The sequence below is a fragment of the Dermabacter jinjuensis genome (assembly GCF_902381725.1).
GTDB lineage: Bacteria > Actinomycetota > Actinomycetes > Actinomycetales > Dermabacteraceae > Dermabacter > Dermabacter hominis.
Genome location: NZ_LR698963.1, coordinates 214,514 through 236,751, shown reverse-complemented (window position 1 = coordinate 236,751; position 22,238 = coordinate 214,514). Strand labels below are relative to the sequence as shown.

Here is a 22,238-nt window from a genome sequence, read left to right as displayed (position 1 = left end):
GAGCGTCAGAAGTAAAGAAGTGGGTGCGAAGTAGCGCCTAAGGGGCGCTAACACGTCCTGAAGGCTATAGCGGCCCGCCTGTATGACTTTCCGGGTTGAGGAGCCATGCGAGATCGGCGAGGGTCATCGTTACCCACTGTTCGCCGGGCTTACCGTTCCCGTGGCGCTTATGCACCACAACACCGATGGCGGCGTTATCGTTCACGGCTTCGGCGCGGGCTTCGCTCGCCCAGCCCGCGAGGTTGATGCGGGTGGTGTTTTTGCATTCGATAACGATTCGCTCGCCATGGACGCGTACCCCGGCGATGTCGCCTCGGTCGCGTGCGCCGGTCTTCACTCGCCGATCAATTCGGTCGTCGACGCGGGCGGCGAGATAATCAGCGATTTCACGCTCGAACCGTGACCCGGCTGCTTTCGCGCTCGCTCTGCTGCGTGCCATTCGTGGTGTTCCTTTCGGTGATGCGCTCAGTGATGAGCTGGTGGAGGATGGTGGAGGCTGATACGGCTCCACTGGTTTCAGTAGCGACGTGGATGTCGCTTCCAGGGGTGAGGGCTTCGAGGACGCGGATTGTTTTCGCGAGCGTGTCGTGAATGCGCTCGTCGAGCGTCCCGGTCGCGACGAGCGTGACGAGCTCGACGGACGCGGTTTGAGAGATGCGGTGGATGCGGTCTTCAGCCTGCACGACAAGCGCCGGCGTCCAGTCGGTTTCAACGAACAGTGCCGTGGATGCTCTTGTGAGGGTGAGGCCTACGCCGGCGGCGGCGATTTGCGCGACAAGCACGTTGATGCCGCCGGCTTGAAACCGCTCGACGATGTCGTCTCGGGCGGGGCCGGTGACGGTGCCGTCGATCAGTTCCACGGACGTGTAGGGGCTTTCTTTGCGTAGCTGGCTGATGAGTGCTTCGGACACGTCGCGGTGCTGTATCCACACGATGAGAGGCTTGCTTGGTTCGGCGTTGAGGCGCGTGGTGACCCAGTCGGTTGCGGCATCCACTTTCGCGAGGCCGGTCGCCTTTCTGAGCTGCGCGACGAAGGGGAGGCAGTCACCGACGAAGCCCGAGATGTCATCGTTATTGGGGGTGCGGTCGAGGCTGTCGAGCCAGGTGTCGATCTTTTCGGCGAGTTCACGGTTTGCTTTGTCGAGGGTGTCTGTGTCGGGGGTGACCCAGTGAACGCTTCGACGCTTCGGTGGGAGTTCGGTGAGGACTTGGTTTTTGGTGCGGCGTGTCCAGACGTGCTTGTCGAGGATGGCGTGGAGTTCGGCGAGGGTTTTGGGGTTGGCGACGCGGGCCCCGAAGTGGTTTTCGTAGGTGTAGCGGTTGATGTATTCCCATGGTGTTTTGGCGAAGTGGTGGAGGTGGCCGGTCATGGTGAGGAGGGGGAGGAGGTCGAGGGGTGTGGAGATGATGGGGGTGCCGGTGAGGCAAAGGGTCTGCTTGGCGTACTGGGAAATGTGCAAGACCGCTTTGGTGCGTTTCGCACCGGGTGTCTTGTAGCGGTGGGCTTCGTCGAGGATGAGGAGATCGGGCTCCCACATCGCTAGTGGGTAGTCCAGTCCCCTCGCGACGATGAGGCTGTCGGGAACGATGACGGTGCCGGCGTTCGGGAGCTGGTCGAGTGCTTTCTTTTGGGTTGTTTTGTTTTTCCCGCTAATGGGGTTCTGTGGAGTGATTTTTATTAGCTCGCCGTTGATGTGTTCGTTGTTGTGGGTGCGGCGTGTTTCTTTTTCCCAATTGGTGGTGAGGATTGGGGGGCAGATGATGAGGGTGCGTTTTGCTTTGGTGATTCGTTGGACGGCGAGGGCTTGGAGGGTTTTGCCGAGGCCTGGCTCGTCGGCGATGAGTGTGTGTCCGGCGTGGGCTGCTTGGAGAGCCCCTTCGAGTTGGTAGGGGTAGGGGGTTGGTTGGAAAGTGTGCATGGTTGACTACTTCCTGGGGTGGTTAGGGGTGAGGGGTCTCCGAGCCCTGTCGCTCACCCCTTCCCTCCGGCCCCCTTAAAAGGGGGGCCGGGAAGGGGTGGTGGGCGACCCCTTCCCGGAAGGGGTGGGAAGGGGTGGGAAGGGGTCGTGTTTTAGTGGGTCCTGAACGAGTCGAGATCGCCCGCATATTCGGGCGATTCCGGGTCATTCACCGAGAGGTAAACACCGAGCGATCGGTACAGCCGGGCACTTCGTGGGCCAGGCTCGCTTGCCGCAAAACCACGCCGCACCAACTCGTTAAGACCTTCATCGGCTCGCCCCCATCTCCCGCCATAACCGAGACTTCTAAGGGTTTCAGCTACGCGAGTTTTAGAGAGTGGCTCGTCTGCCTCGGAAAGAACTTCGGAGATTTTTTCAAGGAATCGCAGATGGAAGATTTGCTGCTTTTCCTCGTCCGATAATTCGTTTTTCTGTGGCGGTTCAACAGTGATGCGTGTACCGTCGCCGCTGGAGTCAATGCGCACCCGCGCCGCCTCTTGCGTGCGGTCGGTTTTACGCCAACCGCCAGCGTGCGAGCGAACAACGCCAGGCCGGTCTTTCGTGACGCGCACCGTGAGATGCCCGTCGAGGCCAGGCCCGATTGCAGCGATCGGCTCGACGAGGAACGCGGCCCCGTCGATGGCGGCCATTTTGGCTTGGCCACCGATAGGGAAGCGGCCACGGTTCTCGGTACTTTTTACGACGTGGTCGACGAGAACGACGGCCGCTCCTGTTTCGCGCGAGAAGCGGCGAGGGACGGCGCGCATCCACTGGGTGATCTCGTCATTGTCGAGACTTGATTTTCCGTGAAGGTTGAGCGCCTCAGTCACGCCATCAAGGACCACGTAATCCCACGTTTGCGCCAGGAGACTAGCGAACGCTTCTTGCTCACGGAATGCGAGTGGCGAGGCGTCTGGCCGTACGTAGGCGAAGCGTGGGGCGCGTAGGTGGTCCTTGGCGGCTCCGATGGTTTGGAGCCTGTCGAACACGTCGAGGGCGTCGGACTCGAAGTCGATGTAGAGGACGCGCCCGCCGTTGATGAGCGTTTCGACTGCGACGTACTGCGCGACCCAGCTCTTACCGGATTCGGATTCACCAAAGACGGTGTGCGTCTTCCCTGGGTAAAGGAGTGCTGGTCCGTCTGTGCGGGCGAGGAGGCGCGGGGTGGGGCGCTTTAGTGTGCCGTCGAGGATTTCGTCAGCGTCGATTGGCTCCCATGACGCCTGATCTTCGTCTTCCGTGTTCGGGTCAAGCAGCGCGTCGAGCGAGCTGCTGTCAGCCTCCTCCACAGGTTGCGGGGTGGTGCTGGTGGGTGTTTCGGGTTGCTGGTCAAGGATTTCTCCTGTGGTCGTGTCGACGCGCCCGCTAGGGCCGGTCGCGTACTGGTCGAGGTTGATGGTGGGGGCGTGTTGTTCGGCGCGCTCACGGGCCGCCTGGGGGTCTGCTGCGCGTGCCTGGGCAACAGCCCATGCGAGGATGCCGCGCCACTCGTTGAGGGCCGCGTGTGGCGTGCGTGCCTTGCCCTGCTTCTCGCTCACGCCGTCGCTGGTGACGGCGGTGAGGAATGCGTCGCGTAGTTGCTGTTCGGCGTGGGCGGCTGGGTAGTAGCCTGCGGCTGCCTCTTTCAGTGCTCCGGTGAGGATGCTGGTGGCGCGCTGGTGGCGCGAGTCGCCTTCGCGCACGTATCGGTTGAAGGTTGCGACCCACGCGTCGATTTGTGCGTGGTTGTCGCCGTTTGTGTGTTCGGTGATGAATGCGCGGATGGTGGCGTCGCTGGCAACGTCTGCGGTGTCTGTCGTGTCGGTGAGTGCTTCGGCGATGGTGGCGGGGAGTTCGGGGACTTCGCCGACTCTCCCCCATGCGTAGTGTCCTTCTGGGTCGGGGTGGGTGGAGGGGGCGACGATGATGACGCCGTTGACGCCGCGAATGTCGCCCCAGCCGGCGGGGAGGTTTCCGAGGCCGTTTCCGAAGCGTCGGCCGGTGGGTTGTGTGTAGACGTAGTGGCGGCGTGCGAGGTCGTTGCGGCGTGTGTATTGGAAGGGTGCGGGGGTTTCGGTGAGTGCTTCGGTGAGGATGTCGGGGAGGTTGATGGGGGTGTCGACGTCGAGGACGATGCCGCCTGAGCGGCCGACGTGGAGGAACACGCCGGCGTCGGGGTGGTCCATCCAGGTGTCGGCGATGATTTGGGGGTCGCGGGTGGTTTTGGATTGCCAGCCGCGTCCGAGGATGGAGCCGGGGTGTTTGGTGCCGGGTTTGACGGGGCCGACGTACCATCCGGCGCGGGCGTAGGCGCACGCGGCGTTGAGGGCGTCGAGGCCGTCGATGGCGGGGATGGTGAGGGTGTGGTGTTGTGTTGCGGGGTGTGGCATGGTCACTCTCGGCTCCATAACAGTGAGGGTGTGTGGGCGTGTTTTTCGTGGTGCCCCGGCTTGGTCGTGAACCGTCGCCACACCACCCACCCCCAATGCGGGAGGGTTCTGGAGGTGGGGTGTGGTGCCGGGGCGTTTTTTTTGATGGCGCGAGAGCGTGTTTTATTCGATGTGCTCGCGCATGTACGCGACAACGGACTGGTCGAGCCCGAGCGCTTCAGCGATCTGCTCATCCGTGAGGCCGAGCATGATCATCGACTTCACCTTCTGCGACTGGTCACCCTGCTGCGTGGGCTGCTGCGCACCAGGCTGCGAGGCCGGTGCCTGCGCCTGTGCCGGCGCTGCCTGCTGTGCCTGCGGGGCGGTTTGCGCACCGTCGTTCAGCATGGCGCTCAAACCGGGCGTACCCGGCTCAATGTCGTACTGGTACAGCTTCGGAGCGTTGAAGCGAGGATTCTTCTTTTCGCCGTCAGCAACGTAGGTCGCGGTGATGCGGTCGCCCACTTGGGGGTTGCGTCCGAGGCGGCGAGCAGCGTCACGGAACGCGCGCAACTGGTCACCCCACCCCTTGATGTAAAGGTTGCGGTGACCGTCATCGTCAGGCCCTTCCTGCTTGCCGGTGTCGAACGTGACAACGATCTGCTGCTTTGGTCGCCCGTCCTGCCAGAACTCTGGCGTGCCGGTTTCGTAGTCGTTGACTTGGCGGGTGTCGATGGAGACGATCTCGCCTGCGTGGGTTTCGCCTACCGTCTCGAACTTTGCGGTTTTGCCGCCGCCGGCGAGGAGCTGGTCGATGCTTGCAAGAGTAGTGTTCATGATGTTTTCTGTGCTTTCTGTGGTTGGTTGGTGTTAAACAGTTCGAGCCCGCTTAGTGCGGGCTCGAAGTCTGGGTAGCGGGCGCAACTGAAACAGTCGGGATCTCGGTCGAGTCCGCTAATGAAGTTGTTGAGTTTCTCTGTGCCGAGTGTTTTGACAACTTCGATGCTGGTCGCGAGCTGGTTGACGCGTTCGAGAGCTTGGAGGGCTATCTGTTCGTCGTAGGGCTCGGACCAGAACACTGCTTGCGATAGTGATGTCGCGTTCCTTGGCAGGTGCGCTATCGCAACGGTGGTGACGTGGTGGCCTTTGTTTTGCCAGCCGCGCCCGTATAGGTGGGCCTGGATGCGGTAGACGGGTTTAGCGCCTTCGCGGCGTGCGGCGTTCAGTGTGGTGGTGCCGACGATCTTGTGGTCGATCACGGTGCCGCTCGGGACATGGAACAGGTCGCATGTGCCACTGATTGGCGTGTTGTTGATGTCGCCGACGGTGACGCGGGTTTCTGTTTCCCATGCGGGCCCGGCTTTCGTGAAGATCTCTTCTAGCTGGGCATGGACGGCGGTGCCGATGAAGGGTAGCCACGCGGTTTCTTCCACCTGCTGCCAGCCGGCGAGTTTCGCGGCGAGGCAGTGGGTGCATGGGTTTCCGATTTCGCTGGGCCCGATTCGGCGTTGAAGCGTTCGGGGTTGGTGTTTGATCGCGTCGTCGATGGTGCGCCGGTAGAGTCCCCACACGGTGTTGGGGTTGCTCATTTGATGCGCACCTGCGTGCCCTTATCCAGGTAGTAAGCGTCGAGGTCTGCTTCAGCGATGTGTTTCTTCACGGCGGTGGTGGAGATTTCCGCCGCATAGATTTCTGGATGCTTCGTGATGGGGTAGTCGGTGGCGAGGCGTTTCTTGTCGAGCTGCCGATAGTTGGCGACCGTGAGGGTGTGCTCGCCTACGGGGAGGCTGCCGTGGGTGTGGCCGAGCTCGGTGGCGAGGGCGAGGATTTTCGCGTCGTAGTCCTTGCGGACTTGTTCAAGGTTTTTTGCTTCGGTCGCGATTTTTTGTCGGTGCTGGATGAGCTGGTCGAGCTGGTCGAGTTGTTCGGGGGTGGGTGCGGTGTTCACGGGTTGATTCCTTTCTGGCGGGCTGTTGCTTCTGCGATTTCGACGCGGCGTTCCCATGCGTTGGCGAGGCGGTGGAGGGCGAGGGCGGTTGCGTATTCGGCCCATTCGTCTTTGAGGTAGCGGAGACTACTGTGCGCGTCTACGGCGCTGATGTCGGCGGCGATTTCGTCGAGGAGCGTGCACTCGGCTGTTTTGTAGTTGTTATCCATTACGCGGCCTTCACGATCTCGATGGGGGCGCTTGCGCGTGCTACTTCGTCGAGGCTGAACTCGAGTGCGAGCCGGCCAGTTTTCTTCGCGGGATGGTAGGTGGTTTTCGCGGGTGCGAATCCGAGTTCGCGGAGGATAGCGGTGACGGCCGCGCGGCCCGTCCTACCCGAGAGGACATACGCGGCCGGGTCCTCAGGCGACGAGGCGTGCACCTGCATACGGTTTGTTTCGCGGTCGTAGGCGAGGTAGACGGCGGCCGGGTCACCGATAGTTTTTCTCGCGGCCTGGTTGAGGAAGAGGTAGGTGGCGCTTTGTTTCGCGTTGGTTGAGATGGTGACTTGCGGGGCTGCGGTCGCGGCGGAGCGCTTGAGCTTGGGGAGTTTCATGAACGCCATTTCGGGGTGTCCTTTCGGGGTTTTTTCTTTGTGGTTTTGCGTTGCTTGTCGACGGCTCCGGGGATGAACTTTGCGGGGTCGCCGTACATGTAGCGGTCGAGCGGCTCGGCCATGGGTGTTGGTGGTTTGGGTGGCTTGATGCCGTTTGCTTGCGCCCATAGCCGGGCGATTTCTTCATCAATGTCGGTCAAGATTCACCGTTTCTTCGCGCCAAAGCTCGTACTGTTCGACGCCGAGGGCGATACCGAAACGAACAGCGAATACGAGTAGCGCGAGGATGGCGACGCGCGCGAAATATGTCGCGGTAAGGGAGATGAACAGCAGCATTAGCGCCTCACCCTCTTCTTGGCCGCGAAGGTTGCGCGGATGAGCTCGTGGCCGTAGGAGCGGTAGTGGGTGGCGCGGTGGGTGTTGGTTTTCATTCGTCTTCTTCTTTCTCGCACCACGCGACGAGGTCGGTGTGCATGATCGTGATTCGCCTGGCGCGCATGGCGGCTTTGAGGATGTTGCCTTCAGTTCGGCGGGTGGCCTTGCGCAGGTAGCTGGTGCTGAATGGCACGACTTGCGCTGCTTGTTCGAGGTCGTAGGCGATGCGGCTCACGCGAGCCTCCATTCGTGCGTGCGCCTACCTGAAGGTGTTTTCCCGTAGGTGGGGATTCCGTCGGGGTTGCGGTTGTAGGTGACGATGTGTTCGCGTTCGAGTTCGGCACGGGCGGTGCGTAACCGTTGCCCGCTGTACACGTGCGTTTTCGCGTTCACGAATGCTTCGATCTCGTGGTCAGCGGCGACGCCGAGCTCGCGGAGGGCTTCTTCTACCGCGACGTGGGCGTTCGAGTAGAGCGCGGTGGTCGCGGCTTCGTGGCTCGTGGCTGGGTCGGTGGTTCGGGCGTATTTGGTGGTCATTCGTCTTCTCCGTATTGGATGTATTCAGCGACGTCGATCAGCGCCCCTGAGTGTTGGATGAAGGGGACGAGGGCGGCGATGATGTCCCAGCGGCGTTGCGCGTCCCGGTTGTCGAATCGGACTAGCTCGGGCCGCGCGTGAGGGAGCGGGCGGGGCGGTTGAGGAACTGGCATGGTGGCTCCTTTGGGGCATAAGAAAGGCCCCCACCCGGTGAAGGGTGAGGGCCGGTCGAAGTGAGGGTTAGGCAGCCAAATCGATGTCGGCTGCGGCTGCCACCGGGGCGTTTTCTTTTACCGGAAGCGCCCACCTGCTCCACCCGTAGGCTGTGAATGCACGTAAACAGCGAAGGGAGGTGAGGCAGATGGGCAAGATCAGTGATGAACTCAAGCGGAAACTTGAGGCCGACCCGAACGACGTGGACGCGATCGTTCAGGCGATTGCGCAGCTGGAAGATCAGCGCGATTCAGGACTAGCGGCAGCTAGGCGAGTGGTTGGGCTCTAGTCCCAAGTGTCCAGTACCCGCATTCCCCTCTCTTCCTGTGTTTGGTAGGGAGAGAGGGGGATGCCTGCACGCTCGAGCTCTTCGCGGGCAACGATGTACGCGATATTGGCGACGCTGGAAGCGTAGGTGGCTGCGATTTCTTCACTGGATGCGAACGCTTCGCCTAGGTTCTTGCGGGCTTCAAGTTCACGAGGGTTAGTCATTTCATTTGCTCCTTACTTAGGTGTGGGTAGTCGGTCGGTTTGCGTGACGCTCGCTCGTCGCGTAGGAGATCGACGAGCGTGAGGATTGAGAAGACGGCTCCCGCGACGGCGATGGCGGCGCAGATGACGGTAAAAAGGGTCACGCTCTCACCGCCTGTGCGAGGACTCGCTTCACGGCTTGTTCGCCGGTGGGGTCGATGTGGGCGGTGGTTTTTGCGTTGAGACCGTTCCACCAGTCGAGGTAGTGAACGGCGTGGGTGCGTAGTTGACGTTTGGAGAATCGCAGTCCTTCGCTGGCCGCGATCTCCCTGACGTAGCGCATGGCGTCGCTTAGCGACATAAGAAGCCTCCTAAGGGGAGTGCTGTGGGAAGCCACAGGCTTTAATGAACAAAGACGTTTATTGAAGGCCACGGGAGTGGGAGGAAAACCAATGTTGGAAGCTGAACTTAGGGTCAGAGACTTCAAGATCCACGTTGAGGGTGAAGGGCCCGTGAGATCGGTGGTGTCACTCTTTGAGGGCTTTGACGAGGCGTTCGGCGTAAGTGGCCGGGTCAAGACTCGAGTCCTTTATCGTCTCGGTGACCGTCGACGGGTTGCATACAATCTTTTCGTCACACCCGAGGACCTGTCCCTGACTCTCACCGGCGAGGGTGCCGACACCATCGAGGGCTTCCAGAACGTGACGGAGAGCTTCGTTGAGCGTTTCCGTGTGACTGGGGTCGCCTTGATGCCGGATTTCGAGGACATTAGTTTGGGGATTGAAGTTGATCGAGATCATGACTGACTCCTTTGGGTGTTAGGCGACGACGGCCAGGTGAGGTGTGGGGTTCATGCCTGCCCACACTGTTTCCATGAGGTCGCGGTCTTGGTTGGTGTATGCGAGGACGTCGCGGACTTGGCCGTTGGAGAGGTTCATGGGGCGTTTCTCGGGGGCGACACCGTGCTTGTCGATGTAGGCGGCTTTGAGGCGTTTTCCGAACGTGGGGGCCTTGGAGCGGAGCTGTTTTGCTGAAAGGCCCTTCTCCTTTAAGAAGTCCTGGGTGTAGAGGGGGCGGCGAGACTCGTCTAGTTCGGCGTGCTCACCCATGCCGCGCGCGAGAATGATCCGCGCTTTCGCTTCGAGATGATCCGGGTGGATGAGTCCCTTCGCGGCCTGACACAGTTCCATTTGTGCCTGGGCTTGGAACATGAGCGCGCGCATTTGGTGTTCGGTGGCGCGGGGGTTGATTGCGCCGCCGTTGTGGAAGTAGTTGTCGAGGGCGTCGGCTGCTTCGCGTTGGAATGTTTCGACGAGGTTGCGGGCGCGGTCTGATTTGAGGCGTGTGGTGTCGATGGTGGCGAGCCACATGGTGAAGGTGCGGCGGTCGACGGTGACCATTTCGTAGGTCTTACCGTCCGCGCCGGTCATTGCCATCATGGCAACAACTGCCCACGAGGTCCGTTCAAGGCGGCGATACTGGGCGGTGTAATCAATTCCCATCGCCTCGCATACCGGGCGGAGGGCAACACGGATCGTCTCGCCGTCTTTCGCGGCGGCGATACTCGTTCCGTGAAACGGGATGGACTGAAGAAACATGAGAAAACCTTTCGTGGGGGTGCCGTGGGGGCCACGGACTTGGAGGGGGATCAAATAAGGGGGGTTAGGCGGCTTCCTCGCGGTAGTAGTCCGCCGCGTCACTGCCTAACTCGAGGGCGATCTTCTTGGTCTGAGATGCCGTGAAATCGCCGTCCTTGAGTCTTCGTAGGAGGGTGGTTTTTGCAATGCCCGTAGCGTCGGCCACGGCTGAAATCGAGAGCCCTTTGCTCTTGATATCCGCCATGACTCGGCGGGCGATGTGGTCTGTGCTTGCGGTCATGGCTAAACGGTAACGGTCCAAATGGACCGGATGCAAGCCGAACTACACGGGTGTAATGCATGTCACGATAGTCACACTTTCCCGCCAATACGGACCGGAACCGTGCTATGCGGCTACCGTTGGACTTATGGACGCAGAGAAATACATGCGCGCGCTCGGCGTGGAAATTGCCGCCCAGATGTCTATCGCTGGCGTGACGCAAAAAGCGCTAGTGGAGCGCACGGGCATCAGCGAATCGACGCTGCGGCGCTACATCAAAGGCACTCGCGATGTTCCTGCATCGTCACTCTTGGCAATTGCGCGTGAGATAGGTGCACCTGCTCACGAGCTCGTGGAGCGGGCCGAGCTTCGCTACGACCGCCAATCAACCCCCACCCAATCCGACTACGGCCTAGCCGCTCACACCGCACCTAACCGTGGCAAAGCTTTGCGCGACCGCATGAACGCGGAGCAAGAAACACCCGAGCCGTTCTATGACGGCGATGAACCCGCATAACAAGAAAAGAGAGACCCTCATGAAGAAAGCCCTTATCCCGATTGCATGCCTCGTTCTAGCGCTCGCAGGCTGCTCAAGTGGCAGCGACAATGACGCCGCACCATCAAAAGAAACGACCGCCGCAGCAGCAAGCAGTGAAGCAGGCACCAAAGAGGCTGCGAGCGAAGAGAGCGCCAACGATGAAGCCCCCGCTCCTACAGACCCGTTCAAGCCAGGGGATACTTTGTCGGTCACTGACGATAATGGCACTGTGGTAACCGTCCATCTGACCGATGTTGGCATTCCAAGCGATTTCAAGGAAGTGCATGATTCACTCCCTGCATTCAAGGATGATCCCATCGAGGGTGTGACACTAACGATGGACGTAGATAACCGTAAGAGCGATCAAGAGTTCTACCTAGAAACGGTGTATCTCTACGATGCCGAAGGGAACGAGTACGAGTTTTATTCAGTAGGGCAGCTTCTCGACGTAATCGAGTTCAATATTGATGAAGCAACGAATAACGCTGAAAACTGGAGTGATTATTACGATCAAGTTTCTGCGGTGAGCGAGAACTACCCAACTAGCGTGCGCCCTTCTGCGAAGAAGGAAGGCATTGTCTATGTAGGTAAGGAAGTCCCCGATGAGATTATGGATGTCCAAGTAGATGGTACGTATGTAACTGGCGACACGTGGGAGCGCCAGTAGCATCCCGTCTTTAAATGTCTCACCCTCCCGCAACATTGGGAGGGTGAGTTTCTATAACCCTTGGGACCATTTGCACGCCACGTTTCCTAGCGTGCGCGTCGAGTTCGCGCGCCTTGACGGGCGGTGTGGCGAGACGAACGGCCGCGACCTAATCCGGTTGGATAAGCGCCTGCTTCAAGTAGAGCGGCGTTGCACTCTCGCCCATGAGCTCGTACACCTCGAGGCGGGCGAGGGGCGGCCCTGTAGCGCTTCCCGCGAGCGCGAGGTGAACCAGATAGCGGCGGCGCGCCTCGTGCCGTTTGAGGCGCTCGTGAAGGCCGCTAGGTGGGCGCGTAGCCCTCTCGAGCTTGCTGAGGAGCTGTGGGTGACGCCGCTCATGCTTGAGGCGCGCTGCGAGACTCTCACTGCGTCGGAACTGTTTGCGGTTGCAGGGGTCGAAAATGAATAGGTCAATGTCTGGTCTGTTCAAAGAAGGGTTACAAGAAGGGTTACAACCCGCCACTTCAGTTTGCGTAAAGAGAACCCCCACCGGGTGTTTGTCCTGGTGGGGGCCGCTTTTTTGTGGAGCCTCCTGCCGGAATCGAACCGGCGACCTATTCATTACGAGTGAATCGCTCTACCGACTGAGCTAAGGAGGCGTGTGCTTCGCTCACGCGTCGCGCACGAACCACAACTTTACGGGAGAAACGGCCCGGGTGCCAAACTGTGTCGGTGATGGACCGGTCACATCTCGTGCGGGGTGACGTGCATGCCGCCCCGCTGACCCGGGCTCAGTTTCTACTCACATTTCGCGCCGTCGTCCGGGACCTTGTCCTCGAGAAGGTACGCGTCGACCATCTCCTCGATGCAGCCACCCGAGCGACTGTAGGCGGTGTGGCCGAAGCCCTCCCAGGTGAGGAGAACCGAGTTGTCGAGCTGTTTGTTGAGGGATTCGGCCCACGCGTACGGGGTTGCGGGGTCGTGGGTTGTGCCGATCACGACGATGGTGCTCGACCCCTTCGCATGGATTTCCTTGGGGTAGCGCACGGGCTTCGCGGGCCAGTTCGCGCAGCCGTCCTCTTCGGTGCCGAGCGACGGACCAAACGTCGGGTATTTCTTTGCGAGGCGTTCGCTTTCGGCCTTGAGCCACTTTTCGTCGGTTACCCCGACGTGGTCGAGGCAGTTCACGGCGGCGTTGGCGAACGTGCTGTTCGACTTGAATGAGCCGTCTTCTTCGCGTTCGTTGGCGAGGTCGGCGAGCATGAGGAGGACGTCGGCGGAGTTGTTGGCCTTGGCGCTTTCGATCCCGAGGGCGACGTATTCCCAGGTCTCGTTGCTGTAGAGGGCGGTGAGGATCGCTGTTGAGGCGAGGGTCTCGTTGAGCTTGCGGCCGCTCGCCGTGGGAATGGGGTTCTTTCCGGCGTTCGTCATGAAGTCGCGAAGCTGCTGAATGCCGTCGTCGACGCTGCCCGTGAGGGGGCAGCTGCCGCGTTCGTTCTGGCACCAGGTCACGAAGTCTTTAATCGCCTGCTCGAAACCGGCGGCCTGCCCGGCGACAATCTCGTTTGTCGTGAGCGCTGGGTCCATTGCGCCGTCGAGGATGAGGTGGCCGGTGCGCTCCGGGTACATTTCGGCGTAGGTGGCGCCGAGGTACGTGCCGTACGAGAAGCCGAGGTAGTCGAGCTTTTCGGATTCAACAGCCGCGCGGATCACGTCCATGTCGCGCGCTGCGGAGTACGTGTCGACGTACTGAATGCGGTCACTGGACTTCGCTTTGCAGGCTTTCGCGAGCTTGTCGGACCACTCCTTCGCTTTCTTCTTGCCTTCCTCGGTGTCGGGAAGGTCTGTTGACAGCATCTCGTCAGTCTCGGCATCGTCGAGGCACTGGACACCGTCGGAATCCTTCACCCCTCGCGGGTCGAAGCCGATCAGATCGTACTGTTTGCGCACGGTGGAGCTGATCGTCATGGAGCCGTAGGCGGCGACGTGTTCCGCACCCGAGCCGCCGGGGCCGCCGGGGTTGATGAGAAGTGAGCCCTTCTTGTCGTCGCCCGTTGCGGGAACGCGCGTGAGCAGGAGTGAGAGGGTGGCACCTTCGGGGTCGTTCCACTTGAGTGGGACCTCGATCGTGGCGCATTCGGCACCTTGATATTCCGCGCGTTCGCATTTTCCCCAGTCGGCGCGCTGGTCGTAGAACTTCTTCCAGCGCTCGTCCTTTGCGGGATCGGCGCCGAGATCGTAGGCGGCGGATTCGACGACGGGAGCGATCGATTTAAGGGGCGCCATGCCTTCCGTGCCGTAAGCCTCGGAGGTCGAATTCTCGAGCTCCTTGATGGCTTTTTCGGCATCTTTCTCGAAGTTGCCGCTGCCTGCGGCTGCCGAGTTACTTGGCGTGGCCTTGTGCCCCGCTTGGATGAGTGCTCCGCATCCACTGAGTGAGAGCGCGGCAAGCGTGAGGGCGCTGAGGGCGGCGGCAGCACGTGCGCGCACGCCGAAGCGGGAGGGGTGAGTGGGTGTCACGAAGAAACCTCGCGGATCGTTGGGAAGGCGAATTAGCTGCCATTATTCAATCACGCGGTGCCGTGTGTCACCGTCAGACTCTCCCAGTTGGCGTTCTGGCATCGGCATGGGTAGAGTATTTCCGCCCGCCCCGTTCGTCTAGCGGCCTAGGACACCTGCCTTTCACGCCGGCAACACGGGTTCGAATCCCGTACGGGGTACAGCATGAAATCGCCCACCAGAATTGGTGGGCGGTTTCGTTTTAACGACACGTGCGCGGGGTCCGACGTCTGCTCGCCTTCATCGCGCGAACTTTGTGAGTGTGCTCAAGGAGTGCCAGCTAGGGTGGAGGTACGCGGTCCCTCCTCGATGACGCCGAGGCGATTGATCGCCCCTACTCCTACCCCACGAGATAAGGACAGGACGAATGAGCACTTTTGATCCGAACCTTCCGAGCACGAACGAAGCCGGTGCCGTGCGCGAATCCGATGCTCACTCGCTGAGCGTTGGCGCGAATGGACCCCTCCTTCTTCACGACGTGAACCTTGTGGAGAAGCTCGCCCGCTTTGACCGCGAGCGCATCCCTGAGCGCAGCCCCCACGCGAAGGGCTCGGGCGCTTTCGGCGAGCTCCGCGTGACCGAGGATGTTTCCCAGTACACGAAGGCGAAGCTTTTCCAGAAGGGTCAGAAGACTCCGATGCTCGCCCGCTTCTCGACCGTTGCCGGTGAGCTCGGCTCGCCCGACACGTGGCGTGACGTGCGCGGGTTTGCGCTCAAGTTCTACACGGAAGAGGGCAACTACGACATCGTTGGCAACAACACCCCCGTCTTCTTCCTCCGCGACCCCATGAAGTTCCCCGACTTCATTCACTCGCAGAAGCGCCTTCCCGATTCGGGTCTGCGCGATGGCACCATGCAGTGGGACTTCTGGACCCTCTCGCCTGAGAGCGCTCACCAGGTCGCATACCTCATGGGTCCGCGTGGTCTTCCGAAGACGTGGCGCCACATGAACGGCTACAGCTCGCACACCTACATGTGGGTCAACGAGGCTGGCGAGAAGTCGTGGGTCAAGTATCACTTCCACACCCAGCAGGGCGTCGAGTACCTGTCGAACGAGGAGGCGACCCGCATTGCGGGCGAGGATGCCGATGCGCACCGCAAGGACCTCTTCGAGGCGATCAAGAACGGCGATTTCCCGAAGTGGGATGTGTCGGTGCAGATCATGCCTTATGAGGACGCGAAGACCTACCGCTTCAACCCGTTCGACCTCACGAAGACCTGGTCGAAGAAGGACTACCCGCTCATCAAGGTGGGCGAGTTTGAGCTCAACCAGAACCCCGTGAACCACTTCGCGCAGATCGAGCAGGCGGCCTTCAGCCCCTCGAACCTTGTTCCGGGCATCGGTTTCTCGCCCGACAAGATGCTTCTCGGCCGCGTGTTCTCCTACCCGGATGCACAGCGTAACCGCCTTGGCACGAACTACAACCAGCTGCCCGTGAACCGCCCGGTGAACGACGTCAACACCTACTCGAAGGAAGGGGCGATGGAGTTCTTCCACTCGGGCGATGCTCCCGTGTATGCCCCGAACTCCTTCGGTCGCGCTTACCAGGATGAGCAGGGCCCGGTAGACAACGGCTGGGAGTCCGACGGCGAAATGGTGCGCGCCGCGTACACCCTCCACGCCGAGGACGACGACTTCGGCCAGGCCGGCACCCTCGTGCGCGAGGTGTTTAGCGACGAGGAGCGCGAGGAGTTCGTGAACACCGTCGCGGGCGCCCTCGACGGCGTGATCGAGCCCGTGCTCTCGCGCGCATTCGAATACTGGAAGAACGTTGATCAGGAGATCGGCGAGCGCATCGAGAAGGCCGTTAAGGCCAACGCGGGCGACGCCGAGGTTCCCGGTAGCGTCCAGTAACGCACGACTCAGAAGTTCGGCCCCGTTCCTGCCACGTTCGGTGGGGGCGGGGCCGACGCTTGCCTCCACCAAGGCGTTTTGGAATTCTTGTGGCATGGACGCCATGAGCCGTGCAGAATTCGAGGCTGCGGTTGACGACGCCCTCGATTCGCTGACGCTCGATGTCGTCACCCAGATTGCCGATTCGAACACGGTGATCCTCGTAGAGGAGGAACCCGAGGGCGATGAGGAGCTGCTCGGAGTGTTTGACGGTGTGCCGCTCACGGAGCGCGGTCATTTCGACGGTCTCATGGAGCCGGGCCGCATCATCGTGTTTCGCGGCCCGCTCACGCGCATGGCTTCAAGTCGCGAGGAGCTCGAGGAGCAAATCCGCGTGACCGTGCTCCACGAGGTCGGTCACCTCTTCGGAATCGAGGAGGAGCACCTGCACGCGCTCGGCTGGGGCTAAACGATCAGGACGTCGGCGGGGGAGTCCGCGATCACCGTTTGAATGGTGTTGCCGAGGTAGCGAGGGTCGTCCGTTCCCCCAAAGCGGGCCCCGAGCACGAGGGTGTCCGCGCCAGTTTTCTCAATCTCGGTGATGATTGCGTGGGCGACCTCGTCGCCGTCGTCGATGTGCCTGGTGCGAGAGTCGACATCGCGCACGCCCGCGCGGCGCGCCGTCCGCACCGCGAACGCGAGCTGCTCCGCGCTCGCATGTCGAGGATCCGATTCGACAGAGTCGCGCACGACGTTCACGAGATGCAGGGAGGTGCCGAACTGCACGGCGCGCTCAATTGCGGCGTCGAGTGCTGCCTCGCCCTTGGGGGTGGGGATATAGGCCACGAGGATGCTCACCGTCGATCTCCTTCAGTGTTCCGTCTTCGGCTGTGGGGTGTCGCGTTCTTGCCCGCTGAGTTTTTGAATCTCGTCCATCACTCTGTCCGTGATCGCGCGGCGCCTGCGGTTTTCAGGCAGGGAACGATCGATGTCGCTGAGGTCGATGGGGGTGCCGATGCGCACCTCGAGTTTCGCGCGCCGCGGGCGGGGGAGGGTTTTTCCGGGCACGAAGAGCTTCTCGGTTCCCACGAGCCCCACGGGGATGATGGGCGCCCCCGTGTGTTCTTCGAGCCACGCGACACCCGTGCGGCCGCGGCCGAGCCTGCCCGTTTTTGAGCGTGTGCCCTCGGGGTAAATCGCGAAGACTTCCCCTTCATCGAGTACTTCGCGGGCTTTTTCGAGCGAACCTTGCGCCGACTTCAGCGTTCCACGTTCGACGGGAATCGAGCCCACTGTCTCGAAAAAGCGCTGTTTGATGCGGGCCGTGAGCCCGCTCTTGTGCCAAAAATCGGCTTTGATGATGTAGCGCACCTTGCGGTTGAACACGACCGGCACGAGGAATGAATCCACATTCGCGAGGTGGTTCGCGGCAATGATCACGGGGCCGGTCTCGGGCACGTTCTCGAGTCCCGTGACCTTCGGCCGCCACCACGCCTTAATCATTGGGGCGACGAACGTGTGGGCGGTTTCGTAAAACACCGGCCTGCTCCTTCGGCTCGCTCTCTCGCACATGCGCCTCGCGCATGTTTCTCAGCGTAATCGCTCGGAGGTGCAGTTCCTAATGCGGGCCCGCGTGTTTAATGGATGGGGGTCCGACGGTTGCCCGGCAGGCGTCGGAACCCTTTTCGAAAGGTGCCCCCGCCACGACCGGAAGGATTTCGCTCATGCCCTCGAAGATTAACGTTGCCGTTGTGGGGCTCGGGACGAGCGCGCAAGCGGTGCACCTGCCGATGCTTCAGCGCCGCCACGATCGCTTCCAGCTCACCGCGGTCGTGGATATCTCGCCGCGCCGACTGCGCGAGGCCGCCGAAAAGTGGGGCATTGACGAGGAGCGCCGCTACGGCAGTGTGAAGGACCTGATGGCGGCTGCGCGCAGCAAGGACGTTGAGCTGGATGCGGTTGTGTTCAGCGCCGACGGCGTGAAGGGGGAGGATATCCTCCAGATCATCAAGCGCGGCATCCCTGTTCTCGTCGAGCCGCCCGTCGCGTATGGAACCGAGGAACTTCAGGCGATCGCCGAGTTTGAGCAGATGGCCGGGCGTCCCCTCGTGATGCTCGCCTACGGCGCTGTGTACGACTCCTCTGTGAAGTTGCTCGTGGAGGAAAATCAGGCGCGCGACCTGCGCACCCTCGAGTTTGAGACGCTCATGCCGGCGAGCTCCGTGATGCACGGTAAGCACCACGTGACGTCGGCCGCCTACGATTTGCCGTCGGAGCAGCGCATTGAGCGCCGCGAAAACCTCAAGGACGCCGTCGAGAAGGGGGCGGGGCCCGGCGCGAATCAGCGCGACCGCGATATTTACGTGAAGGGGTTGCTCACGGGCGTTCTCGCACAGCTCGCCCTGATGCGCGCAACCTACGGTCCGTTGACCGAGCTGCACGGGGTGCGCCACTGGCCCGAGCAGGTGATTCCCGGCTCGATCGAGGTGCTCGGCGCGCTCGAGAAGGGCGTGCACGTTCGCCTCGTGTGGCACTACCTGCCGTTTGCGCCCGAGTTCCACGATGCGATTCGTGTCGTGACGAACCGCAGGCAGGGCCGGGTCGAGATCCCCGCTGTGGCAGATCTCGATACGCGCGGCTCGTTCACGTTCACCCAGAAATCCGACGGCGCGATTGTGAAGAGCGAGCGCCTCTCCGAGCACTCGCCTGCCTACGGCCTTCACGAGGCGTTCTACGCCTTTGTCGCGAAGGGAAAGGCACCCGCCTACGGTCTTTCCGAGGCACTCGAGGATCTCGAGATTTCACGAACGATCCTTGCCGAGCTCGCGCTCGTGGACGGCCGCGACATCAACGAGGCTCCCGAGGCCGAAGGCGAGGCTGACGACAACGAAGGCCGCGGTCACGGGGCTGAGGCGCGCGAGGGGAGCACCGTCGTCGCCGAGAACCCGCTCACGGAGACGCCTATCGCAACCGCGCCGGAACCGGCCGAGGACGAGTTCGCGGCCGTGAGCTCGAAAGGTGCCGAGCAGGGCGAGGTCGAGATTTCCGAGCAAAGCGCACCCGTGCAAGCGGAGTCCAGCGAGGCGGAGGGTGCAGGCGGGAACGAGCCCAGCGGGGCGTAGCCCACACGCCGCGGCGCGACACGCCGAAGGGCGGGAATCACACAAGAATTTTTGGGGACGTCGATGCGGATCGGCGTCCCCAATTCGTCGTGGAAAACCCCGGAAATTCACCAACGAACACAGGTTGTCCACAACTCCATCCACCGTCGAGCGCGCCTGCGACGTGCATGGTTCGTGGATAACACCATCGCTGTTCACCGCGCGTTCACATGAGGCCACAGCGTGTCCACACACCATCCACATCACATTCGTGTAATTCAGTACATCTTGTGGTGTTCCCATCGATCTGCCACTAGGTGTAGTGTTGGGGACGTTGGTTCGCGCAGCCCCACAGTTGGGCTTCACGTCCCCCGTGAACACGAAGAACACCCCGCATTTCGAAAGGCCTCTCATGGAGATCACCGTCTACACCAAGCCCATGTGCGTCCAGTGCGACGCCACCAAGCGCGCCCTCAACAAGGCTGGCCTCGAGTACACGCTCGTGGACATCACCGAGGATGCCGCGGCCCTCTCGCACGTCAAGTCGCTGGGCTTCATGCAGGCGCCCGTCGTGACCACCGTGAACGATGCCTGGTCGGGTTTCCGCCCCGACAAAATCAAGGCGCTCACCGCGCAGGCGAGCGAGACTCGCCAGGCTGCAGGCTTCTAAGCATTTAAGCGTCGTGACCTTTCGCCATGAGTAAGCTCGTCTACTTTTCGTCTGTTTCGGAAAACACCAAGCGATTCATCGAGAAGCTTGAGCTGCCCGAAGGGAGCGTCGCGCGCATCCCGCTGCGGCGCACTGAAGAGCCGCTCGTCGTTGACGAAGACTTCGTGCTCATGGTGCCCACCTACGGTGGGGGCAATACAGGGGGAGCGGTCCCCAAGCAGGTTATTCACTTCCTCAACGACAAGCGCAACCGCGCACACATCAAAGGCGTGATCTCGGGAGGGAACACGAACTTTGGCGAGGCATACTGCATTGCCGGCGACATCATCGCTCGCAAATGCAACGTGCCGCACCTCTACAAGTTTGAGCTCCTTGGGACGTCAAGGGACGTCACCACAGTCAAAGAAGGGTTGGAACGGTTTTGGCAGAGCTAACCGAGATGCCGGGCTACGAGCACAACAAGGCGATGGACTACCACGCGCTCAACGCCATGTTGAACCTGTACGACGCGGACGGCAAGATCCAGTTCGACAAGGACCGCGAGGCGGCCCGCGAATACTTCCTCCAGCACGTCAACCAGAACACGGTCTTCTTCCACTCGCTCAAGGAAAAGCTCGACTACCTCGTCGAGAAGGAGTACTACGAGAAGCACGTTCTCGACCAGTACACGTTCGAGTTCGTCAAGTCGCTGTACAAGCGCGCGTACGCGAAGAAGTTCCGCTTCCCCACCTTCCTTGGTGCATTTAAGTACTACACGTCGTACACCCTCAAGACGTTCGACGGCAAGCGCTACCTCGAGCGATTCGAGGATCGCGTGTGCATGGTCGCCCTGACTCTCGCCGCCGGCGATCAGACGCTCGCGGAGCGCATCGTCGACGAGGTTCTCGACGGGCGTTTCCAGCCCGCGACCCCGACCTTCCTCAACGCCGGCAAGGCGCAGCGCGGCGAGCTCGTGTCGTGCTTCCTTCTGCGCATCGAAGACAACATGGAGTCGATCGGCCGTTCGATCAACTCCGCCCTTCAGCTCTCCAAGCGTGGCGGCGGCGTGGCCCTCTTGCTCTCGAACCTCCGCGAGCACGGCGCACCCATCAAGCAGATCGAGAACCAGTCTTCGGGCGTCATCCCCGTCATGAAGCTCCTGGAGGATTCGTTCAGCTACGCGAACCAGCTCGGTGCACGACAGGGCGCCGGTGCCGTGTACCTCCACGCGCACCACCCCGACATCCTCCGCTTCCTCGACACGAAGCGCGAGAACGCCGACGAGAAAATCCGCATCAAGACCCTCTCCCTTGGCGTGGTGATCCCCGACATCACCTTCGAGCTCGCGAAGAACAACGAGCCGATGTACCTGTTCTCGCCGTACGACGTCGAGCGGGTCTACGGCAAGCCGTTCGCGGACATCAACGTGACGGAAAAGTATCGCGAAATGGTGGACGACCACCGCATTGCGAAGAAGAAGATCCGCGCACGCGACTTCTTCCAGGTGCTCGCCGAGATCCAGTTCGAATCGGGCTACCCGTACATCATGTTCGAAGACACGGTGAACCGCGCCAACCCCATCGGCGGCGCGAAGGTCACCCACTCGAACCTGTGCTCGGAAATCCTCCAGATCTCGACCCCGTCCACGATGAACGCCGACCTCTCCTACGAGACGCTCGGCCGCGACATTTCGTGCAACCTCGGCTCGCTCAACATTGCGAAGGCCGTGGACTCGCCCGACTTCGAAAAGACGATCGAGACGGCGATCCGTGCCCTTACGGCAGTCTCGGATTCCTCCGACATCTCCTCGGTGCCGACCATCGCGAACGGCAACAAGGCCTCCCACGCGATCGGTCTCGGTCAGATGAACCTCCACGGGTTCCTTGCGCGCGAGTCGATCCACTACGGAAGCGAGGAAGGCCTCGACTTCACGAACATGTACTTCTACTCGGTCGCGTATCACTGCATTAAGGCTTCGACCAAGATCGCTCAGGAGCGCGGCGAAACCTTCATGGGCTTCGAGGATTCGAAGTACGCGAGCGGCGAGTACTTCGAGAAGTACATCAACGAGGTGTGGGAGCCGAGGACTCAGCGTGTCCGCGAGATCTTCGAGAACTCGAGCATCCACCTGCCTACGCAGGACGACTGGAAGGCTCTCGCTGCCGAGGTCAAGGAACACGGCATGTACAACGCGTACCTGCAGGCCGTCCCGCCTACCGGTTCGATCTCCTACATCAACCACTCGACGAGCTCGATCCACCCAATCGTGTCCAAGATCGAGATCCGCAAGGAAGGCAAGATCGGCCGCGTCTACTACCCGGCGCCGTACATGACGAACGACAACCTCGAGTTCTACGAGGATGCGTACGAGATCGGCTACGAGAAGATCATTGACACGTACGCCGAGGCGACCAAGCACGTTGACCAGGGCCTCTCGCTCACGCTGTTCTTCCCGGACACTGCGACGACCCGCGACGTGAACAAGGCTCAGATCTACGCGTGGCGTAAGGGCATCAAGACCCTCTACTACATCCGCTTGCGTCAGATGGCGCTCCAGGGCACGGAAGTTGAGGGCTGCGTGAGCTGCATGCTCTAACAGGGCAGTCCCG

The 22,238-nt window shown here is 61.3% G+C and carries 32 protein-coding genes and 2 tRNA genes; 11 read left to right on the top strand and 23 right to left on the bottom strand.

Going from position 1 to position 22,238, the window contains the following annotated elements; genetic code table 11:
* Window positions 1–64 precede the first annotated feature (64 nt).
* The 13 genes from FXY94_RS01120 to FXY94_RS10725 all read right to left on the bottom strand — a co-directional run bounded on the left by FXY94_RS01120 (window position 65) and on the right by FXY94_RS10725 (window position 7,934).
* Window positions 65–439 carry a hypothetical protein gene (locus FXY94_RS01120; protein ID WP_016663169.1) on the bottom strand — a complete coding sequence of 125 codons (375 nt, stop codon included), beginning with the start codon at window positions 437–439 and terminating at the stop codon, window positions 65–67.
* Window positions 387–1,919 carry a DEAD/DEAH box helicase gene (locus FXY94_RS01115; protein ID WP_016663168.1) on the bottom strand — a complete coding sequence of 511 codons (1,533 nt, stop codon included), beginning with the start codon at window positions 1,917–1,919 and terminating at the stop codon, window positions 387–389. Before FXY94_RS01115 ends, FXY94_RS01120 begins: the two co-directional genes overlap by 53 nt.
* Window positions 1,920–2,071: 152 nt before the next feature.
* The gene (locus FXY94_RS01110) at window positions 2,072–4,327 is read right to left on the bottom strand and encodes a bifunctional DNA primase/polymerase (RefSeq protein WP_016663167.1); all 2,256 of its coding nucleotides are present in this window, start codon (window positions 4,325–4,327) and stop codon (window positions 2,072–2,074) included.
* Window positions 4,328–4,489: 162 nt separating this feature from the next.
* Window positions 4,490–5,143 (bottom strand): hypothetical protein, encoded by a 654-nt coding sequence (locus FXY94_RS01105; protein ID WP_016663166.1) that lies wholly within the window; start codon window positions 5,141–5,143, stop codon window positions 4,490–4,492.
* Window positions 5,140–5,895, bottom strand: coding sequence for a hypothetical protein (locus FXY94_RS01100; RefSeq protein WP_016663165.1), 756 nt, complete (start codon window positions 5,893–5,895; stop codon window positions 5,140–5,142). The genes FXY94_RS01105 and FXY94_RS01100 overlap by 4 nt, the downstream gene beginning before the upstream one ends.
* Complete coding sequence (locus FXY94_RS01095; protein ID WP_016663164.1) at window positions 5,892–6,254, bottom strand: hypothetical protein; 363 nt, start codon at window positions 6,252–6,254, stop codon at window positions 5,892–5,894. Before FXY94_RS01095 ends, FXY94_RS01100 begins: the two co-directional genes overlap by 4 nt.
* A complete protein-coding gene (locus FXY94_RS01090; protein WP_016663163.1) occupies window positions 6,251–6,463 on the bottom strand; it encodes a hypothetical protein in 213 nt (70 codons plus the stop codon). The genes FXY94_RS01095 and FXY94_RS01090 overlap by 4 nt, the downstream gene beginning before the upstream one ends.
* Complete coding sequence (locus tag FXY94_RS01085; RefSeq protein ID WP_016663162.1) at window positions 6,463–6,858, bottom strand: hypothetical protein; 396 nt, start codon at window positions 6,856–6,858, stop codon at window positions 6,463–6,465. Before FXY94_RS01085 ends, FXY94_RS01090 begins: the two co-directional genes overlap by 1 nt.
* Window positions 6,846–7,049 carry a hypothetical protein gene (locus FXY94_RS01080; protein ID WP_147594861.1) on the bottom strand — a complete coding sequence of 68 codons (204 nt, stop codon included), beginning with the start codon at window positions 7,047–7,049 and terminating at the stop codon, window positions 6,846–6,848. The genes FXY94_RS01085 and FXY94_RS01080 overlap by 13 nt, the downstream gene beginning before the upstream one ends.
* Window positions 7,036–7,185, bottom strand: coding sequence for a hypothetical protein (locus FXY94_RS10730; RefSeq protein WP_016663161.1), 150 nt, complete (start codon window positions 7,183–7,185; stop codon window positions 7,036–7,038). Before FXY94_RS10730 ends, FXY94_RS01080 begins: the two co-directional genes overlap by 14 nt.
* 91 nt (window positions 7,186–7,276) lie before the next feature.
* The gene (locus FXY94_RS01075; RefSeq protein WP_016663159.1) at window positions 7,277–7,459 is read right to left on the bottom strand and encodes a hypothetical protein; all 183 of its coding nucleotides are present in this window, start codon (window positions 7,457–7,459) and stop codon (window positions 7,277–7,279) included.
* On the bottom strand, window positions 7,456–7,761 hold the full coding sequence (locus FXY94_RS01070) for a hypothetical protein (RefSeq protein ID WP_016663158.1): 306 nt from the start codon (window positions 7,759–7,761) through the stop codon (window positions 7,456–7,458). The genes FXY94_RS01075 and FXY94_RS01070 overlap by 4 nt, the downstream gene beginning before the upstream one ends.
* The gene (locus FXY94_RS10725) at window positions 7,758–7,934 is read right to left on the bottom strand and encodes a hypothetical protein (protein ID WP_016663157.1); all 177 of its coding nucleotides are present in this window, start codon (window positions 7,932–7,934) and stop codon (window positions 7,758–7,760) included. Before FXY94_RS10725 ends, FXY94_RS01070 begins: the two co-directional genes overlap by 4 nt.
* Before the next feature lie 188 nt (window positions 7,935–8,122).
* On the opposite strand from FXY94_RS10725, the gene FXY94_RS10720 reads away from it, so the two are divergent.
* Window positions 8,123–8,263 (top strand): hypothetical protein, encoded by a 141-nt coding sequence (locus FXY94_RS10720; protein WP_016663156.1) that lies wholly within the window; start codon window positions 8,123–8,125, stop codon window positions 8,261–8,263.
* On the opposite strand, the gene FXY94_RS01065 is transcribed toward FXY94_RS10720, so the two are convergent.
* From FXY94_RS01065 to FXY94_RS01045, 6 genes are all read right to left on the bottom strand, one after another.
* The gene (locus FXY94_RS01065; protein WP_016663155.1) at window positions 8,260–8,466 is read right to left on the bottom strand and encodes a hypothetical protein; all 207 of its coding nucleotides are present in this window, start codon (window positions 8,464–8,466) and stop codon (window positions 8,260–8,262) included. The two genes, FXY94_RS10720 and FXY94_RS01065, sit on opposite strands and share 4 nt — an antisense overlap.
* Window positions 8,463–8,609 carry a hypothetical protein gene (locus tag FXY94_RS10715; protein ID WP_016663154.1) on the bottom strand — a complete coding sequence of 49 codons (147 nt, stop codon included), beginning with the start codon at window positions 8,607–8,609 and terminating at the stop codon, window positions 8,463–8,465. Before FXY94_RS10715 ends, FXY94_RS01065 begins: the two co-directional genes overlap by 4 nt.
* Window positions 8,606–8,806: a hypothetical protein gene (locus tag FXY94_RS01060; RefSeq protein ID WP_016663153.1), complete on the bottom strand. Its 201-nt coding sequence runs from the start codon at window positions 8,804–8,806 to the stop codon at window positions 8,606–8,608. The genes FXY94_RS10715 and FXY94_RS01060 overlap by 4 nt, the downstream gene beginning before the upstream one ends.
* A 166-nt stretch (window positions 8,807–8,972) precedes the next feature.
* The gene (locus FXY94_RS01055; RefSeq protein ID WP_016663152.1) at window positions 8,973–9,245 is read right to left on the bottom strand and encodes a hypothetical protein; all 273 of its coding nucleotides are present in this window, start codon (window positions 9,243–9,245) and stop codon (window positions 8,973–8,975) included.
* An 18-nt stretch (window positions 9,246–9,263) separates the two neighbouring features.
* A complete protein-coding gene (locus FXY94_RS01050) occupies window positions 9,264–10,043 on the bottom strand; it encodes a phage antirepressor N-terminal domain-containing protein (RefSeq protein ID WP_016663151.1) in 780 nt (259 codons plus the stop codon).
* Window positions 10,044–10,107: 64 nt separating this feature from the next.
* Window positions 10,108–10,323, bottom strand: coding sequence for a hypothetical protein (locus FXY94_RS01045; RefSeq protein ID WP_016663150.1), 216 nt, complete (start codon window positions 10,321–10,323; stop codon window positions 10,108–10,110).
* A gap of 127 nt (window positions 10,324–10,450) precedes the next feature.
* Between FXY94_RS01045 and FXY94_RS01040 the strand changes: the two genes are divergently transcribed.
* The 3 genes from FXY94_RS01040 (at window position 10,451) to FXY94_RS01030 (ending at window position 11,955) form a co-directional block, all read left to right on the top strand.
* Window positions 10,451–10,819 (top strand): helix-turn-helix domain-containing protein, encoded by a 369-nt coding sequence (locus FXY94_RS01040; protein ID WP_040386346.1) that lies wholly within the window; start codon window positions 10,451–10,453, stop codon window positions 10,817–10,819.
* 19 nt (window positions 10,820–10,838) lie between these two features.
* Window positions 10,839–11,507 carry a hypothetical protein gene (locus tag FXY94_RS01035; RefSeq protein WP_040386345.1) on the top strand — a complete coding sequence of 223 codons (669 nt, stop codon included), beginning with the start codon at window positions 10,839–10,841 and terminating at the stop codon, window positions 11,505–11,507.
* Between the two features lie 91 nt (window positions 11,508–11,598).
* Window positions 11,599–11,955 carry an ImmA/IrrE family metallo-endopeptidase gene (locus FXY94_RS01030; RefSeq protein ID WP_051120590.1) on the top strand — a complete coding sequence of 119 codons (357 nt, stop codon included), beginning with the start codon at window positions 11,599–11,601 and terminating at the stop codon, window positions 11,953–11,955.
* A gap of 114 nt (window positions 11,956–12,069) precedes the next feature.
* Here FXY94_RS01030 and FXY94_RS01025 read toward each other — a convergent pair.
* Window positions 12,070–12,145, bottom strand: a tRNA-Thr gene (locus tag FXY94_RS01025).
* A 139-nt stretch (window positions 12,146–12,284) separates the two neighbouring features.
* Entirely contained in the window at window positions 12,285–14,006 is a 1,722-nt protein-coding gene (locus tag FXY94_RS01020; RefSeq protein ID WP_016663146.1) for an alpha/beta hydrolase, read from the bottom strand.
* A 127-nt stretch (window positions 14,007–14,133) separates the two neighbouring features.
* Here FXY94_RS01020 and FXY94_RS01015 point away from each other — a divergent pair.
* The 3 genes from FXY94_RS01015 (at window position 14,134) to FXY94_RS01005 (ending at window position 16,348) form a co-directional block, all read left to right on the top strand.
* A tRNA-Glu gene (locus FXY94_RS01015) sits at window positions 14,134–14,206 on the top strand.
* 206 nt (window positions 14,207–14,412) lie between these two features.
* Complete coding sequence (locus FXY94_RS01010; protein ID WP_016663145.1) at window positions 14,413–15,900, top strand: catalase; 1,488 nt, start codon at window positions 14,413–14,415, stop codon at window positions 15,898–15,900.
* 94 nt (window positions 15,901–15,994) lie between these two features.
* Window positions 15,995–16,348 (top strand): metallopeptidase family protein, encoded by a 354-nt coding sequence (locus FXY94_RS01005; protein WP_016663144.1) that lies wholly within the window; start codon window positions 15,995–15,997, stop codon window positions 16,346–16,348.
* Here FXY94_RS01005 and FXY94_RS01000 read toward each other — a convergent pair.
* The gene (locus FXY94_RS01000; protein ID WP_016663143.1) at window positions 16,345–16,737 is read right to left on the bottom strand and encodes a universal stress protein; all 393 of its coding nucleotides are present in this window, start codon (window positions 16,735–16,737) and stop codon (window positions 16,345–16,347) included. The genes FXY94_RS01005 and FXY94_RS01000 overlap by 4 nt on opposite strands.
* Before the next feature lie 12 nt (window positions 16,738–16,749).
* Window positions 16,750–17,418: a lysophospholipid acyltransferase family protein gene (locus tag FXY94_RS00995; protein WP_016663142.1), complete on the bottom strand. Its 669-nt coding sequence runs from the start codon at window positions 17,416–17,418 to the stop codon at window positions 16,750–16,752.
* Window positions 17,419–17,603: 185 nt separating this feature from the next.
* On the opposite strand from FXY94_RS00995, the gene FXY94_RS00990 reads away from it, so the two are divergent.
* The 4 genes from FXY94_RS00990 to nrdE all read left to right on the top strand — a co-directional run bounded on the left by FXY94_RS00990 (window position 17,604) and on the right by nrdE (window position 22,225).
* Window positions 17,604–19,001: a Gfo/Idh/MocA family protein gene (locus tag FXY94_RS00990; RefSeq protein WP_016663141.1), complete on the top strand. Its 1,398-nt coding sequence runs from the start codon at window positions 17,604–17,606 to the stop codon at window positions 18,999–19,001.
* 391 nt (window positions 19,002–19,392) lie between these two features.
* Entirely contained in the window at window positions 19,393–19,650 is a 258-nt protein-coding gene (nrdH, locus tag FXY94_RS00985) for a glutaredoxin-like protein NrdH (protein WP_016663140.1), read from the top strand.
* Window positions 19,651–19,676: 26 nt separating this feature from the next.
* Entirely contained in the window at window positions 19,677–20,084 is a 408-nt protein-coding gene (nrdI, locus tag FXY94_RS00980; RefSeq protein ID WP_016663139.1) for a class Ib ribonucleoside-diphosphate reductase assembly flavoprotein NrdI, read from the top strand.
* 5 nt (window positions 20,085–20,089) lie between these two features.
* The gene (gene nrdE, locus FXY94_RS00975; protein ID WP_016663138.1) at window positions 20,090–22,225 is read left to right on the top strand and encodes a class 1b ribonucleoside-diphosphate reductase subunit alpha; all 2,136 of its coding nucleotides are present in this window, start codon (window positions 20,090–20,092) and stop codon (window positions 22,223–22,225) included.
* Window positions 22,226–22,238 lie beyond the last annotated feature (13 nt).

Excerpts from the sequence above, each read along its gene's own strand:
- FXY94_RS01120 (WP_016663169.1), bottom strand. The coding sequence starts at position 439 with ATGGCACGCAGCAGAGCGAGCGCGAAAGCAGCCGGGTCACGGTTCGAG.
- FXY94_RS01115 (WP_016663168.1), bottom strand. The coding sequence starts at position 1,919 with ATGCACACTTTCCAACCAACCCCCTACCCCTACCAACTCGAAGGGGCT.
- FXY94_RS01110 (WP_016663167.1), bottom strand. The coding sequence starts at position 4,327 with ATGCCACACCCCGCAACACAACACCACACCCTCACCATCCCCGCCATC.
- FXY94_RS01105 (WP_016663166.1), bottom strand. The coding sequence starts at position 5,143 with ATGAACACTACTCTTGCAAGCATCGACCAGCTCCTCGCCGGCGGCGGC.
- FXY94_RS01100 (WP_016663165.1), bottom strand. The coding sequence starts at position 5,895 with ATGAGCAACCCCAACACCGTGTGGGGACTCTACCGGCGCACCATCGAC.
- FXY94_RS01090 (WP_016663163.1), bottom strand. The coding sequence starts at position 6,463 with ATGGATAACAACTACAAAACAGCCGAGTGCACGCTCCTCGACGAAATC.
- FXY94_RS01085 (WP_016663162.1), bottom strand. The coding sequence starts at position 6,858 with ATGGCGTTCATGAAACTCCCCAAGCTCAAGCGCTCCGCCGCGACCGCA.
- FXY94_RS10730 (WP_016663161.1), bottom strand. The coding sequence starts at position 7,185 with ATGCTGCTGTTCATCTCCCTTACCGCGACATATTTCGCGCGCGTCGCC.
- FXY94_RS01070 (WP_016663158.1), bottom strand. The coding sequence starts at position 7,761 with ATGACCACCAAATACGCCCGAACCACCGACCCAGCCACGAGCCACGAA.
- FXY94_RS10725 (WP_016663157.1), bottom strand. The coding sequence starts at position 7,934 with ATGCCAGTTCCTCAACCGCCCCGCCCGCTCCCTCACGCGCGGCCCGAG.
- FXY94_RS10720 (WP_016663156.1), top strand. The coding sequence starts at position 8,123 with ATGGGCAAGATCAGTGATGAACTCAAGCGGAAACTTGAGGCCGACCCG.
- FXY94_RS01065 (WP_016663155.1), bottom strand. The coding sequence starts at position 8,466 with ATGACTAACCCTCGTGAACTTGAAGCCCGCAAGAACCTAGGCGAAGCG.
- FXY94_RS01060 (WP_016663153.1), bottom strand. The coding sequence starts at position 8,806 with ATGTCGCTAAGCGACGCCATGCGCTACGTCAGGGAGATCGCGGCCAGC.
- FXY94_RS01055 (WP_016663152.1), bottom strand. The coding sequence starts at position 9,245 with ATGATCTCGATCAACTTCAATCCCCAAACTAATGTCCTCGAAATCCGG.
- FXY94_RS01050 (WP_016663151.1), bottom strand. The coding sequence starts at position 10,043 with ATGTTTCTTCAGTCCATCCCGTTTCACGGAACGAGTATCGCCGCCGCG.
- FXY94_RS01045 (WP_016663150.1), bottom strand. The coding sequence starts at position 10,323 with ATGACCGCAAGCACAGACCACATCGCCCGCCGAGTCATGGCGGATATC.
- FXY94_RS01040 (WP_040386346.1), top strand. The coding sequence starts at position 10,451 with ATGGACGCAGAGAAATACATGCGCGCGCTCGGCGTGGAAATTGCCGCC.
- FXY94_RS01035 (WP_040386345.1), top strand. The coding sequence starts at position 10,839 with ATGAAGAAAGCCCTTATCCCGATTGCATGCCTCGTTCTAGCGCTCGCA.
- FXY94_RS01010 (WP_016663145.1), top strand. The coding sequence starts at position 14,413 with ATGAGCACTTTTGATCCGAACCTTCCGAGCACGAACGAAGCCGGTGCC.
- FXY94_RS01005 (WP_016663144.1), top strand. The coding sequence starts at position 15,995 with ATGGACGCCATGAGCCGTGCAGAATTCGAGGCTGCGGTTGACGACGCC.
- FXY94_RS00990 (WP_016663141.1), top strand. The coding sequence starts at position 17,604 with ATGCCCTCGAAGATTAACGTTGCCGTTGTGGGGCTCGGGACGAGCGCG.
- nrdH (WP_016663140.1), top strand. The coding sequence starts at position 19,393 with ATGGAGATCACCGTCTACACCAAGCCCATGTGCGTCCAGTGCGACGCC.
- nrdI (WP_016663139.1), top strand. The coding sequence starts at position 19,677 with ATGAGTAAGCTCGTCTACTTTTCGTCTGTTTCGGAAAACACCAAGCGA.
- nrdE (WP_016663138.1), top strand. The coding sequence starts at position 20,090 with ATGCCGGGCTACGAGCACAACAAGGCGATGGACTACCACGCGCTCAAC.